Origin of the sequence: Kitasatospora sp. NPDC057500 (assembly GCF_042802195.1) — a bacterium.
Lineage (GTDB): Bacteria > Actinomycetota > Actinomycetes > Streptomycetales > Streptomycetaceae > Kitasatospora.
Window position 1 is genome coordinate 29,265 of record NZ_JBHVER010000026.1, and the last position, 13,325, is coordinate 42,589.

At 75.8% G+C, this 13,325-nt stretch carries 10 protein-coding genes; all 10 read right to left on the reverse strand.

All coding sequences use genetic code 11. The annotated features are described in order from the left end of the window. Positions 1 to 31: 31 nt before the first annotated feature. From ACFU74_RS08755 to ACFU74_RS08800, 10 genes are read right to left on the reverse strand one after another with little or no spacing between them, the layout of a single operon-like run. Positions 32 to 2,263 (reverse strand): hypothetical protein, encoded by a 2,232-nt coding sequence (locus ACFU74_RS08755; protein ID WP_380753906.1) that lies wholly within the window; start codon positions 2,261 to 2,263, stop codon positions 32 to 34. Further along, on the reverse strand, positions 2,260 to 6,036 hold the full coding sequence (locus tag ACFU74_RS08760; RefSeq protein ID WP_380753909.1) for a putative baseplate assembly protein: 3,777 nt from the start codon (positions 6,034 to 6,036) through the stop codon (positions 2,260 to 2,262). Before ACFU74_RS08760 ends, ACFU74_RS08755 begins: the two co-directional genes overlap by 4 nt. Beyond that, entirely contained in the window at positions 6,033 to 9,245 is a 3,213-nt protein-coding gene (locus ACFU74_RS08765) for a putative baseplate assembly protein (RefSeq protein ID WP_380753912.1), read from the reverse strand. The genes ACFU74_RS08760 and ACFU74_RS08765 overlap by 4 nt, the downstream gene beginning before the upstream one ends. Next, a complete protein-coding gene (locus ACFU74_RS08770; protein WP_380753915.1) occupies positions 9,242 to 9,649 on the reverse strand; it encodes a GPW/gp25 family protein in 408 nt (135 codons plus the stop codon). Before ACFU74_RS08770 ends, ACFU74_RS08765 begins: the two co-directional genes overlap by 4 nt. Further along, positions 9,646 to 9,978: a hypothetical protein gene (locus ACFU74_RS08775; protein ID WP_380753918.1), complete on the reverse strand. Its 333-nt coding sequence runs from the start codon at positions 9,976 to 9,978 to the stop codon at positions 9,646 to 9,648. Before ACFU74_RS08775 ends, ACFU74_RS08770 begins: the two co-directional genes overlap by 4 nt. A 39-nt stretch (positions 9,979 to 10,017) precedes the next feature. After that, a complete protein-coding gene (locus ACFU74_RS08780) occupies positions 10,018 to 10,527 on the reverse strand; it encodes a phage baseplate assembly protein V (protein ID WP_380753921.1) in 510 nt (169 codons plus the stop codon). A gap of 30 nt (positions 10,528 to 10,557) precedes the next feature. After that, a complete protein-coding gene (locus tag ACFU74_RS08785) occupies positions 10,558 to 11,715 on the reverse strand; it encodes a hypothetical protein (RefSeq protein ID WP_380753924.1) in 1,158 nt (385 codons plus the stop codon). Next, positions 11,708 to 12,085: a hypothetical protein gene (locus tag ACFU74_RS08790; RefSeq protein WP_380753927.1), complete on the reverse strand. Its 378-nt coding sequence runs from the start codon at positions 12,083 to 12,085 to the stop codon at positions 11,708 to 11,710. Before ACFU74_RS08790 ends, ACFU74_RS08785 begins: the two co-directional genes overlap by 8 nt. Further along, positions 12,082 to 12,741 carry a hypothetical protein gene (locus ACFU74_RS08795; RefSeq protein ID WP_380753930.1) on the reverse strand — a complete coding sequence of 220 codons (660 nt, stop codon included), beginning with the start codon at positions 12,739 to 12,741 and terminating at the stop codon, positions 12,082 to 12,084. Before ACFU74_RS08795 ends, ACFU74_RS08790 begins: the two co-directional genes overlap by 4 nt. Next, on the reverse strand, positions 12,734 to 13,324 hold the full coding sequence (locus tag ACFU74_RS08800) for a HEAT repeat domain-containing protein (RefSeq protein ID WP_380753933.1): 591 nt from the start codon (positions 13,322 to 13,324) through the stop codon (positions 12,734 to 12,736). Before ACFU74_RS08800 ends, ACFU74_RS08795 begins: the two co-directional genes overlap by 8 nt. Between the last annotated feature and the right edge of the window lies 1 nt (position 13,325).

The window sequence follows — 13,325 nt, forward strand, 5'->3', positions numbered from 1 at the left end:
CTCTCACAGGAGATGACGGGGGCGGGGCGGGTCAGGAGACGAAGAAGACGCCGGCGTCGGTGCCGGCCGGCGTGTACTCGGCCAGCCGCGCCCGCAGGTTGTCCTCGCGCTGGGGCTGGAACAGGTCGTGGAAGACGCCGAGTTCGGAGCGGTCCTCGGCGCCCCGGGTGATCTCCGGCGCGCACCCGGCGGCGAACCGGCCGTAGTCGGGGGTGCCGTAGCGGAGGCTACTGAACACCGGGCGGACCCGCGCGGTCTCCACCTCGCGCAGCCGGGCGGCCGCCGCCGGGTCCAGCTCGCCGCGCTCGACCAGCTCGGTCACCGCCGAGCGCACCAGGTCGGGCTGGCAGGCGTAGCGGCGCGGGGTGCGCGAGCCCGGCGGGACGTAGCAGAACCGCAGACAGCCGAGCGCGCGGCGGGCCACCCGCAGGCGTCCGGTGAACACGCAGTCCTCGGCGACGGTCACCGCGTGGGCGTGCACCTCACCGACCACGGTGGAGCGGTGCGCGTGCAGCAGCGCGTGGGCGGGTACGCAGTCGGGCCCGGCGAGGGCCGGGCGCGAGGGCCCGGTGGCGTCCAGGATGCTGTCGCTCAGGTGGATCTCCAGCGGTTCGGCGTCCACCTCGTCGCCGACCACCTGGATCGCGCCCAGGACCGTGCGCTCGATCCGGACGCAGGCCGTGGTGTGGTCCAGCACCAGGCTGGGCTCCTGCGGCGCGTGCGGTTCGCAGTGCGGCTCCAGCGACCAGCCCGGCACCAGGGTGCAGTGCCGCAGGGTGACGGAGGCCAGCGGGCCGGTGACGTTGACGCCGCGACCGCTGATCAGCAGGCCGTCCAGGACCAGCCGCCCGCCCGGGCACACGCCCCGGACGTTGAGCGCGTCCGGCCGGTTGCTGTACCAGTCGAGCAGCCGGACCACCGGACGGGCGCCCTCGGCGGCGCGCAGTTCCAGGCGGTCGTCGGCCGCCAGGTCGAAGTCCAACTGCTCCTGGTAGGCGCCGCTGTGGGTGATCTCGATGACGGCGGCGCCGCCCGCCCGGCCGTCCTGCTGGTCGGCGCGCCACTGCCGGTAGGCGTCGTTGATCCGGTCGAACGGCCGCCCGGGGCCGACCCGGTAGACCGTCCGGTGCCGCTCCCGCGGGCGGTCGCGCGGGTACTCCCCGCCGCCGGTGTCGTCGGCGAACGCGTAGTGGTAGTCGACCCAGACGCCGCGGCGCGGGGCGGTGCGGGCGCCGAAGGCGATCCGGCCGAGCACCGGGTCGACGGCGACCTGGCCGCGGCCGGGCCGGTAGGTCCAGCCGGTCAGGTCGGCCACCGTGATCTCGGCGGGCGGGACCGGCTCCGTGGCACCGTCGCGCCAGATCGCGAAGCTCTTGCCCGGCCCGTAGTGGTCGGCCGGGCGTTCGGCCAGCTGCCGGCGCCGGATCGGGGCCGGTACGTTGTCGAGCGCCGCGAGGTGGCCGGCCGAGGGCTCCGGCTCGGGCCGGGTGACCAGCGGGGTGTCGTTCCCGAGGACCGAGAAGGTGAAGAGGTTCCTGGCCCGGTCGATGCAGTAGGCGGGCGCCCGGGTGACCGGGTACGGCTTCAGCCGCCAGACGTACAGCGCCACCCCGGCCGGGGTGTGGCCGCCCTGGCGGCGCGTGGAGGCGGCCCGGCGGACGTCGGCGGTCTGAGCCTGCCCGTCGAACGGCCCGCCGAGCAGGTCCAGCGCGGCGCCGTGCCGCACGTCGACCAGCCGGCCCCGGCCCAGCCGCAGGCGGTCGGCCGGCTCCTCGTCCGGGCGCAGCAGCCGCACCGGCTGGGTGCCGCCGAGCAGCCGGGACAGCTCCACGGCCCGGGCCGGCCAGTCGGCGACCGCGGCGGACAGCTCCTCCAGCAGGGCGAGCGTGCCCTTGCGCCGGCGGTGGGCGACGGTGTTCGCGACGTCCCGCCGCGGCGCCAGCCGGGCGGCCAGCCGGTCGCGGGCCGCCGTCCGCTCCGGGCCGGCCCCGCCGTGCAGACCGGTGGCGAGCACCTCCTCGTAGCCGGGCAGGATCCGGTGGCCGACCAGGTCGCCGAGGTAGGCGACGGCCCAGTCGGCGGCGGTCTCCACGAACCAGTCCCGGTAGCCCTGGTCGATGCCGGCGCGGACGACGTCCACCTGCTCGGCGACGACGGCCAGCAGGGCGCGCAGCGGTTCGCCCGCCTCGGCGTCCCGCAGCCGGTGCCACTGCGGGAGCAGTTCCAGCAGGCCGTCCGGGTCCCGCCCGTCGTGCTCGGTCATGCGCGGACCTCCTTGAGGATCAGCGTGTCGGGCAGGTTCGGTGCCAGCACGGCGAGTTGGGCCGGGCGGACGCCGCGGAAGACGGTCAGCACCCGGCCGGGCGGCAGCGGGCGGGTGTCGGTGACGGAGGGGTTGAGCCGCAGCAGTTCCGCGACCGGGATTCCGTAGCGGGCGGCGATCCCGGTGAGGGTCTCCCCGGCGGGGTCCCGCACCCGGTGGCGCTGCTCCTCGAAGCGGGCGAGCCGGGCGGGGACCAGCGGCTGCGGTCGGGCGAGCTGCTCGGAGAGCCGCTCCAGGCCCTCCGGGGTGATGCTGCCGGGCACGCCGGTGAAGGCGTCCACGTCGACCCGGTCCACCCCGGGGACGGCCTGGGCGGTGGCGAGCACCTCGGACAGGTGGGCGCTCTGGCCGAGGCGGCGTCCGGCGAAGCCGAGGCGGCCGAGCAGGGCGCGGCGCAGCGCCGGCTCGACCAGCTCCCAGGAGTGGTCCGGGGCGACCTCGACGCTCACCGCGACGATCAGCAGTACGAGTTCGCGCAGCGCCACCTCGACCGGCAGCCGCGGGTCGCCGTGCGCGGTGAGCGCGGAGCGCAGGGTGCGGATCAGGTCGGAGTCGCCGGTGAGCGGGATGTCGTCCACCCCGGCCACCGTGAGGTGGACGAGTTCGCGCCCGCCGTCCGGGAGCCGGGTCGCGGAGGCGAGTCCGATGCCGGCCCGGGAGCGGGTGAAGTCCTCGTAGTCGCGGACCGAGACCAGCCGGTCCAGGGCGGTGACGGCGAGCGGGATGGTGCGCCTGGCGAGGCCGGGGCCGTCCGGCCCGGCGCCGCCGGTGGCGGGCAGCGGGTTGACGACGGCGGAGACGCCGAGCGGGCGGGTGGTGAGCTGGGTGATCCGGCCGGCGCCGACGTTTCCCGACTCGCCGATGCCGATCCGGTAGCGGGCGCGCACGTTCTCCCGGCCGGTGGGCAGGCGCGAACCGTGCACGCCGTCGCCGAAGGTGACGGTGGTGCGGCCGTCGGCGGCGGTCGCGGTGACGTACACCCGCTCGGCGGCGCCGCGCCCGGCGAGGCTGTCGACCTCGTGCCAGCGCACCCCGTCGACCCGCACCTCCAGGGTGCTGCGCGCGCCCCCGGGGGTGTCGGCGGCCAGCCAGGTGAGCGGTGACTGCCAGAGCGTGAAGCGCTGGCCCGGGAGGCCGGCGTCGCCGCTGCCGATGGCCTCGTCCCGGGTGGCGCCCTGGGTGGCGCGGACGACGTTGCCGAGGACCTGGACGGTGTCGCGCCGGTAGCGGTGGGTGAGCGGGGCGCTGAGGGTGATCACGGTGCGGACGGTGTCGCCGGGCAGCCGGGGGTCGACGCTCTGCTCGACGCCGGCGATCATGGCGAGCTCGGTGCCCCGGACGCCGGTGGTGTGCGGGATGTCGGTCCGCTCGCCGCCGACCGCGATCAGCCGGCCGGGGGCCAGCCCGTCGTGGAGCCGGGCGAGTTCGATCCGGGCGCCGTGCACGTCCTCGGTGACGGGCTCGTCGGCGAGCCGCAGCGACTCGCCGCGGGCGTAGACGGTGGCGTCCCGGATGTGCGAGAGCTGGGTGTCCTGGTCGTCCAGCCAGGGCTGCTGGAGGGAGAGTTCGGTGACCTTGCCGGTGATGCCGAAGTCGGCGCGGGAGATCACCCGCACATCGGTCACCCGGGTGATGACCTCGGCGAGGTCGCGGCTGCCCGGAACGCCGCCGTCGAGCCCCTTGCGCGGGCGCTGGACGACCACCCAGCTGCCGGGCGCGATCTGGTCGTAGACGGCGTCGAGGGTCAGGACGGTGCCGGAGACCGGCTGCAGTCTGGTGGTGAACACCACCTCGACGGCGGGCGGGGACTGCTCGGTGGCGGCGTAGCGGTGCATCCGGACGTTCAGCTCGCCGGAGTCGCCGGTGGTCTCCTGGCCCGCTTCGAGGTGGTGGTCGAGGGCGGGGCCGGGACCGCCGTCGATCCTCACGTGCACACGGCCGTCGGCCTGCGGGCGGGACACCAGGACGGTGCGTTCGGGCAGCCTGGCCAGGAACCGCGCGGTGACGCCGGGCTCCCGGTCGGGTACGGCGGCGGACTGCTCGGGTTCGCCGCCGGCGTGCGGGTCGGGCGGCGGCGGCTCGGTGGTGACCACCTCGACCTGGCCGGGCCCGAACGGGAAGGTGTGGTCCCACGGCAGCGAGAAGCCGCTGTGCAGCAGGCTGCCGGCCTCGACGTAGGTGAAGTCGGCGGTGGCGGGCACGGTGCCGGTGGTGTCGAAGGTGACCCGGACGCCGATCAGGGTGCTGCCGGAGAGCGGCCAGTCCACGTAGCGGTCGATCCGGCCGTCGGCGCCGTACACGGGCTTGAGCGGCGCGGTGGCGCCGAACGGGGTGGCCACCACCCGCATCGCCTGGATCTCGTGCACGGCGAGCGGCGCCGTCAGGTCGACCCGGCGCCAGGCGGGGTAGAGGTCGTCGCGCAGCCGGGGGTCGAGCGCGGACAGCAGCCGCACCCCGAGGTCCGAGCCGGGCGCGAACAGGCGCCGCGGGTCGCGGGCGAGGTCCCGGGCGCTGAGCGGGGGCCGGGCGGGGGTGGTGCGCAGCGCGGCCAGCAGCGGGCCGAGTCCGCGCACGGCCGGGTCGGCGGCCCCGGTACCGGGCGGGTGGGGCCCGGGATCCTCGGGGGCCTGCGGCGGCTCCAGTTGGTGGGCGCGGCCCCGCAGGGTGGTCAGCTCCTCCCCGAGCCGGCCGAACCACTCCGCCACCGGCCGCTGGGACCGGGCCAGTTCGGCGGCCTCGGCGGCCCGGTCGATCACCGGGGCGAGCCGCTCGGCGAAGCCGGCCGGGGTGCTCAGCGGACCGGACGGCAGGTCGAGGTCGGCGCGCAGCGGGGCCAGCACCTGCGCGTCGAAGTCCCGGACGATCCGGCTCCGCCCGGGCCTGGGGTTCGGGGCGTCCGCGGAGACCGTGATCCAGTCCGCCAGTTCGGCGCGCAGGTCCTTGAGGGTGCGCAGGTCCCGGGGCAGTCCGATCACCGTGACGTCGTTCTCGCGGTCGATCCGCACCTCGGGCACCAGCCGCAGCACCCGGTGGACCGGGTCGGCGGCCCGGTCGGCGCTGAAGACGAACAGCAGCCGGTCGCCGGGCCTGATGTTGTTGGCGGTGCCGGCGGCGAACAGCTCGGCCCGTCCGCCGGGGTTCAGCTGCCCGGGCGTCAGCTGGTAGGGGCGGCGGCGCAGCACGGCCAGTTCGTTCCAGTCCGAGCGGGCGGCGAGGTCCTCGGCGGTCTCGAAGGACTGCGGGTCCTCGCCGGGGCCGGGGACGCTCTGGCTGCGGGCGCCGCGCGGGACGACCACGGTCGGGTCCTCGGCGGCCCGCGGGTCGCGGTCGAGGGTGTAGGCGAGGTAGGTGTCGGCGGCGACGCCGGGCCGGGGCCGGTGCCCGACCAGCCGGCCGAGCAGGGTGAGCGAGGCCTCCTCGGTGGCGGTGCGCAGATAGCCCTCGTTGGCGATCCGCTCCGAGTAGAAGGTGAGCACGTCGGCGAGCACGGCCCAGGAGTCGAGCAGGGCGATCGCCGGGTCGTCCGGGGTGCGGACCGTCAGGCCGCGCAGCGCCGGGTGGGCGGGGCCCGACAGCCGCGCGAGCAGGCTGTCGAGGAACTGCCCGTAGCGGCCGACGCGGTAGCCGATGGCCTCCAGCCCGGGCGGGTTGAACAGCGGGGCCGGGGTCGCGGTCGCGGTGCCCGAGCAGCCGCAGGTGCACTGGCCGTTCACCGGCCGCCTCCGATCACGATCGTGAGCCGGCCGTTCTCCGGCCGGTCGGGGTCGTTGTCGCAGCCGGCGATCTCCAGCGCGCCGATCCGCAGCAGCCCGGCGGCCGGTTCGCCGTCGTCCCGCCCGAACTGCCGCCGCAGCCGGGTGACCTGGGCACTGAGCACGCCCGGCACGGCCGCCGCCGCGGCGACCAGCCGGGAGACCCGCACCGGGTCGCCGAAGCCCAGCGCGTCGGGGTGGAAGAAGCCGAGGCGGCCGTCCGGCAGGGCGCGGTTGCCCAGCACCCGCCGCAACTCGGCGAGCACATGCCCGCGTTGGTGGCCGGGGAGGGCGCAGATCCGCAGTTCGAGGTCGAGCGGCACCAGCAGGGCGGGGCGCACCACCAGGTCGTGGCCGATCCGGCGGTAGGCCTCCAGGCCGTGTCCGACCGCCTCCAGCAGGGCGGTGTCCGCGGTGGCCCGCCCGTGCGGCTCGACGGCGACGTGGACCTCCTGGCCGCTGCCGGTCCAGCGGAGTTCGGCGGCGGCCCGCCGCACGCCCGGCAGGGTGGCGGCCAGCTCCGCGTAGTCGGCGGCGGTGACGGCGCGCAGCCGGGTGCGGGCGAGCGCGAGCGGGGCCGACTGGCGGACCTGGTCGAGCGGTTCGGGTTCGGTGCCGCCGGTCGCGGGCAGCGGGTTGCGGACCCGGAGCACGGCGTCCTGCGGCCGGGGCCGGGCGGGGTGGGCCCCGTCCTGGCAGACCACCAGGTGGTTGACGGCCTCCGCGCCGACGTTCCCGGCCGTGCCGTTGCCGATCCGGTAGGCGACCCGCAACTCGGCGCCGGGCCGGGGCGGCAGGCCGTGGCGGCCGTCGCCGAAGCGCAGCGCGAGCCGGCCGTCGTCCTCCAGCTCGCCCACGAAGTGCCGGTCCCGCCGGCCGTCGGAGAGCAGGTCCCGGCGGGGCGTCCACTCCAGTCCGTCGGCGGTGGCGCGGACCGCGGGCAGCGCGGCGCGCGGGTCCTGGACGGCGATCGCGCCCGCCGGGCCGGCCAGCGCGGGGGAGTCGGGGTCGAGCCCGGCGGCGTAGCGGGGGCCCCAGGTCTGGGCCACCTCCCAGACGCCGGAGCGCCGGAGCACCGTGCCGGCGCGGGCCCGGGCGGTGAGCACCTCCAGGCGGCGCAGCTTGGCCGCGAGCAGGCGGGTGCGTCGGGCCAGCAGTTCGCGCAGTCCGGCGGCGGGCCGCTCGGCGAGTCGCAGCTCGCGCACCACCCGGGCACCGAACAGCAGGGTCAGCTCGGCGAGTTCGGCTCGGGACAGGTCGTGGCCGCGGCTCGCCCGGTGCCACAGCTCCTCCAGCCGCTGCCGGACCCGCTCGGGGACGGCGGCCAGCAGGCCGGCCTGTCCGGCGCAGACGTGCGCCGGGTCCGGGTGGACGGCCGCCTGGGTGACCGGCGTGTGGCGCAGCAGCGGGCGGAAGGGCCGCGGCAGGACGGGGTAGCGGGTTTGGTCGAGCAGCGTCTCCAGTGCCGCCGCCTGGGCGTCGGCGGTCGGCGGCTCGACCACGGCGCCCCCGCCGTCCTCGCCCTCCGCGCCCGCCCCGGGCGCCAGTCGGACGCTCAGCCCGGCGCGCCGCACCGCCGCCTCGCCGAGCAGCGCGTCCAGCTCGCGGACCTGCGCCGGGCCGAGTTGGCGGCCGCTCCTGGTCCGGTCGAGCAGCGCGTGGATCGCCTCGGCGGCGGGGCTGCCCTCGGTGCGGTCCGCGCAGCCGGAGGCACCCGGCCCGCACGGCGGCACGAGGACGGGCTCCGGCGGCACCGTGAAGGCCTCCGGGGCGCCGCCGCAGAAGGTGAGGGAGCGGCCGTGGTCGACCAGGACGACGTTGCCCCGGGCGACGCTCACGTCCTCGATCGGGCCGCAGTCGCTCCCGCCGTGCGCGGACAGGCAGACCGGGAAGGCGAGCGCGTCCTCCGGCGCCCAGGCGACCTCGACCAGGGGCTGCTCGTACAGCTCGTCGACCAGCGGGGTGACCTCGGTGAGCCGGACCGCCTGGCGGTGCGCGGGGTCGGCGTCGGCGGCGGCGCCGGTGCGCGGGCCGAGCACCTCCTCGACGACCAGCAGGTCGCCGGGGCGCAGCGCCAGCCGCCGGGTGCGCGCGGTACCGGGCCGGCCGTCGTCGGGTCCGGCGGCGTGGTGCCAGTCGTCGCGCAGGGTGGCGGAGGTCGCGCCCCTGGGCAGGACGCAGTCCTGGTCGCCCCAGGTCCAGAACCGGATGGTGTTGTGCGCGGGGCGCAGCACCAGGTCGGCCCCGCCGAGCGGCTCGAACACCTCGACGGCGGCGGTCGCGGCGAGCGCGTCCAGCTCCTCGTCCGGGATCACCGTGGACAGCTCCGGGCGGTCCTGCGGGCCGAGCCGGCCGACGTCGACGGCGGCGAAGCGGAAGGTGCCGTGCCGCAGGGTGAGCGGGCGGTCCGCCGTCAGCGCGACGAACGCCCGGGCGTTGCAGCCGTCGTGCATCGCGTAGTCGATCAGCCGCACGTGCCGGCGCACCGACACCCGGAGGCGGGCCGTGTCGAGGTACGCCTCGGTGGCCACCGCGTCCTGCTGGTAGGAGAGCTGATCGGCGGTGTGGGCGAGCAGTTCGACCAGGGTGACGCCGAGGTCGGGCAGGTGCCGCTCGGTCCAGCCGGGGGCGGTGAGGCTCATCCGGTCCAGCACGAGCCGCCGCAGGCTCTCGTAGTCGCGGGCGGTGTAGTCGATGACGGGGGCGGGCCGGACGGCGGGCGGGCAGTCCTCCTCGCTACGGCAGTCGAAGGGGGAGGGACAGTCCGGGCCGAAGGAGAAGCCGGTGTGCGCGTACCTCGGGTCGAAGCCCGGGTACGGGCGGGTGCCCGGCCGGCCGTGGGCGTCCGCCTCGACCACCGTCAGCCGGTACCGGGAGGTGTCGCCGGGCCGGTCGAGGACGACGTGCATCCGGTCGTCCAGCTCCGGGTCGTCGGCGTGCTCGATCTCGACCGCCAGGGCGCGCAGGCCGGTGATCCGCCGGCCGCCGTCGACCCGGAGGTTCTCCGGGCCCAGCCCGTCCGGCGCCCGGCCGAGGAAGGTGACGCTCAGCGTGCGCCCGTCGTCGTCGACCTCCGCGCCGTCCAGGCCCAGCAGGTGCGCCGTGCGCACATCGGCGCGCCGCGCCTGCGTCCCGCACCGGGCCGTCGGTCGTTCGGATCCGCCGGTCATGCCGCCACCCCGCCCTCGAACACGTCGCTGCGCCGCGAGCCGGTCCGGCGGACCACGTACGCCAGCTCGACCCGCACCACGTTGTCCTCGCTCGTCACGTCGAGCGAGGCGACCTCGATCACATCGCCGAGCCACCGTTGCAGCGCCGCCTGCACGGACAGCCGCAGGGTGGCCGCCAGCTCGGGACTGTTCGGGGCGAAGACCAGGTCGAGCAGCCCGCAGCCGAGGTCCGGGTGCATGACCCGCTCGCCGGGGCTGGTGAACAGCAACTGCTCGATCAGGTCGCGGACGTGGTCGTCGTACGCCGCCTCGGCGGTGCGCCCGCGGCTGTCGATCCGGAACGGGAACGCCAGGTCCGTCCGGGCCGGACCGGCGCGGTGTCCGGGGTACCCCGCGGTGCTCATGCGCCCTCCGCCCGCTGCTGGACGACGGTCACGACCGGCGGGCCCTGCGGGACCTGCTCGGCGCTCTGGCACAGTCCGACGGCGGAGCGCGGCAGCGCGGGGGAGCCGTTCACCCGGATCCGGGCGGACGGCACCACCCAGCGGACCGTGACGCAGGGCTGCGGCTTGCCGGCCACGGTGAACGGGCAGCCGGTCACCGTGTAGGGGTCGGCCGTGCTGGTGACGGCCTGGCCGGTGACCAGCACCCGGGCCTGGGCGGGCCGGGCGGTCGCCTGGGCGCCGTGCGGGCAGGTCACCGTCGCGTTGACGTGCAGCAGATTTCCGGGCACGAGACTCTTCCCGTCGGGTCGGGTGTCGGATGGGCGGGCTCAGGTCACGCTGAAGGCGTCCTGGTTGATGGAGACGGTGGCGCCGACGAGCGAGATCGTGGCGCCCTGGCCGTTGCTGATCCGGATCCCCGAGTCGTTGACCACGATCGAGGCCCCGCTGGGCGTACGGAGGGTGATCCCGGTGGTCGGATCGTCGGACAGCACGATCACCCGACGGCCGGAGGTCTCCAGCACCATGTTCGGCGCGCCCGGCGGGCCGGTCGCCGCCTCCACCGGGACCTCCGAGACCGCGCCGTACCAGCAGCCCGTCCAGATCGGGTAGCTCTGGTCGCCCTGCTCGAACTCCAGCCAGACGCCCGCCCCGACCGGCGGGACGGCGTAGTGCCCCATGCCGGGGCCGGCCACCGGGAAGCACGGCATCGCCCAGGTCGACACGGCCTCGCCCAGCACGTCGGGCACCTGGGCCTGGATGCGGCCGATCCCGAGCGGATCGGCGTTGTTCACCACCGTCCCCCTGAACTTGCCGAGGTAGCGGGTCGGTTCGGCCATGGCGGTGACTCCTGACTGGGGCGGCTGCTGCTACGGGACGACGGCCGGCTGGAGGGCGATCAGACCCTCGCGGGTCAGCGTGAAGTTCTGGGTGTACGAGCCGCGTTGGAGGTTGTGGGTGACGCTCTTGACGAAGTACAGGCCGTCGTAGGTGATCCCGGCGCCGCGCACGCCCACCAGCTCGCGCGGCCGCAGCACATGGCCGTACCGGACGACGTCGAGCCGGCCGGAGCCCGAGACGGCGTCCGCCGACTGCATCGCCTTGGCGATGATCTCGGCCACGGCCTGGGTGGTGTCCTTCTTGGCGGTGTCCGCGACGACCTTCTTCTTCAGCGCGGGCGCCGGCCGCAGCGCCAGCGGCGGGCGCAGGATGCTCACCTCCGGCACCGGCAGCACGGAGGACACCTTGGTCGCCGGGAGCTGGATCCGGGCCTCCGGCTCCTCCCGGGCGGTCCCGTCGAAAGCGAAGGTGAGCTGGTCGACGTTGGACAGCGCGTCCATGTTCACGTTCAGCGCGTGCTGCGGCACGCCGATCCGGTTCTCCGGCCCCCAGTAGGCGCGGCTCACCCCGGGGACCGGGCCGGGGTCGAGGTAGAACACGTAACCGTTGGCCTTCGCCAGCTCGTTGACGTACCCGAGGTCGGTGCCCTTCTGGAAGTCGATCCGCCGGGTCGGCATCGGCGTCTGCGGCACCAGCTCGGGGATGACCAGCGGCGCGATGCCGTACTGCCCGTACTTGCCGATGATCGCGGCCACCCGGGCCGCCGGGGACATCGCCGGGAACGGCACCCCGGCCTGTTCCTCCAGGTCCATCAGCACCGTCAGGTCCTCGCCGGTGACGGTGAGCGTGGACTGGCCCGGCTGGTTGCTGATGCCGACCTCCTGGCGGATGATCACACCGTCCATCAGCACGCTCGGGGTGCCCGTGACGGTCGCCGTCAGCACGACCCTGATCTTGGGGTCGAAGAAGCCGCCCGGCAGCAGGGCGGTGTTGATCAGCCCCCGCTTCGACAGGTCGAAGGCGAGCTGGAACCCGCTGCGCTGCCCCGAGGCCACCGTGACCTGCGCCGACAGCAGGGCGTCGGTGACCGGCTGCGGCACCGGCACCGGGATGTGCGGGCCCATCAGCAGGCTGAGGTGGATCGAGCCGACCGGTCCGGCGCCCGTGACGGCCGGGGCGTCAGGCACGGCCGGCCCCCGGTGCCGATCCGGGCAGTGCTCCGGGGAACGGTCCGGGCAGCGCGATGACGATCCGCCGGCCCGGCGTCGCGGTCAGCTCCCGTGGGTCGAGCACCGGATCGGCGTCGGCGATCCGCCACCACTGGTCGGCGCTGCCGAGGTAGCGGTGGGCGAGCAGGTCGAGGCGGTCGCCCGTGCCGACGACGTGCTCGGCGAGCGGCGTCGCGCCGTCCGGACGCGGCAGCAGCCGCCGCTTCAGACAGGGCACCTGCCGACCGTCCGGCTCCGTGTGCACCGTGACCGGAACGCCGTGGTACCGGCTGGTCAGCGGGTACGGCGAGGGCGCCGGCAGCGCGTCGAGAGGGTGGTCGACGGTCACTGGAACCCCCCTCCCAGGCCGAGCGAGCCCAGTCGGCCGTCCCCCGCGGCGCCGACCAGCCGCTCCTTCTGCGCCAGGTGCGCGAGGTAGAGCTCGGCCCCGCGGTGGCCGGTCGGCAGGTCGGCGACGGTCAGGACCCGCAGGCCGATCGCGACGGCGGCCCTGATCGGGTTGAGGTCGATGTCGAACGCCTCCTCGGTGATGGTGAGTTCGGTCAGCCGCACCGGCAGGATCCGCTTGCCGCCCCAGGTGAACAGGGTGAGCGGGGCCTCGACCGGCGTGATCTCCAGGGTGCCGAGCGCGGCGAGCGCCTGATGGGCCCGCAGCTGCGCACTGGTCGGCTGCACCAGCGACTCCAGCGTGGCCAGCTGCGGATGGACGCCGTTCGGGGCCGGCACCTCCAGCTGATCGGTGGCGTCCAGCTCCGCCGTGAACTTCCAGGTCTCCACGGCCGGCCCCTTCAGCCGCAGCGCCTCCGTCCGGTCCCCGCCGCCGTCCGCGCCCGCGGCCTGCGGGGCCAGCGACCGCTCCAGGCTGTCCGGATTGAACTGCAGCACGACGATCCGCTGCGGGGTGCCGCGCTGCGGGTCGATGACGACCAGCCCGGACCGTACCGGCCTGGGCGCGTCGGTGTAGCGCGGGGACGGGCTACTCATGGCGCTCCGCCAGCACCCGGAGGGCGATCTCCGCCTCGCGGAGGACCTCCGGGTCCGCCTCGTGGGCGGCCAGCTCCGCCAGCGGCTGCCGGTACTCGGGCCACTCGGCGTACACCATGGCCTGGACGGCGGCCCGCCGCACCCGGGGGTCCTTGTGCCGGAGCGCCTCCAGGACGCGCATCACCACGGAGTCCACCGCCCGCTCCGGGGAGCCGGCGCCCAGCAGCAGCACCGACCTCGCCTGCTCGAACGGGTAGACGCAGACGTCGAACTCGGTCTCCAGGTCCTCGACGCTCCACACGTCGAGCGCGGCCTCCACGCGCGCCGACACCTCCCGGACCCGGGCGCCGTCGTCACCCGAGACCACCAGGTACCGGGCGTCGATGAACTCGTCCGCGACGAAGTGGGCCGACAGCCCGCCGGGCAGCGACCACTTCGCCTCGTAGAAGGCGTGGTTCGCCGGATCGCGCTCGATGTCCCCCCGGTAGGTCCATCCCTCGGCCCCGGCGAAGGCCCGGATCCCGGCGTTGTCCACGGAGTCGCGAAGAATCAGACGACGGCCCGTGTGCGGTCCGACGGCCATG

Excerpts from the sequence above, each read along its gene's own strand:
- ACFU74_RS08755 (WP_380753906.1), bottom strand. The coding sequence starts at position 2,263 with ATGACCGAGCACGACGGGCGGGACCCGGACGGCCTGCTGGAACTGCTC.
- ACFU74_RS08765 (WP_380753912.1), bottom strand. The coding sequence starts at position 9,245 with ATGACCGGCGGATCCGAACGACCGACGGCCCGGTGCGGGACGCAGGCG.
- ACFU74_RS08770 (WP_380753915.1), bottom strand. The coding sequence starts at position 9,649 with ATGAGCACCGCGGGGTACCCCGGACACCGCGCCGGTCCGGCCCGGACG.
- ACFU74_RS08780 (WP_380753921.1), bottom strand. The coding sequence starts at position 10,527 with ATGGCCGAACCGACCCGCTACCTCGGCAAGTTCAGGGGGACGGTGGTG.
- ACFU74_RS08795 (WP_380753930.1), bottom strand. The coding sequence starts at position 12,741 with ATGAGTAGCCCGTCCCCGCGCTACACCGACGCGCCCAGGCCGGTACGG.
- ACFU74_RS08800 (WP_380753933.1), bottom strand. The coding sequence starts at position 13,324 with ATGGCCGTCGGACCGCACACGGGCCGTCGTCTGATTCTTCGCGACTCC.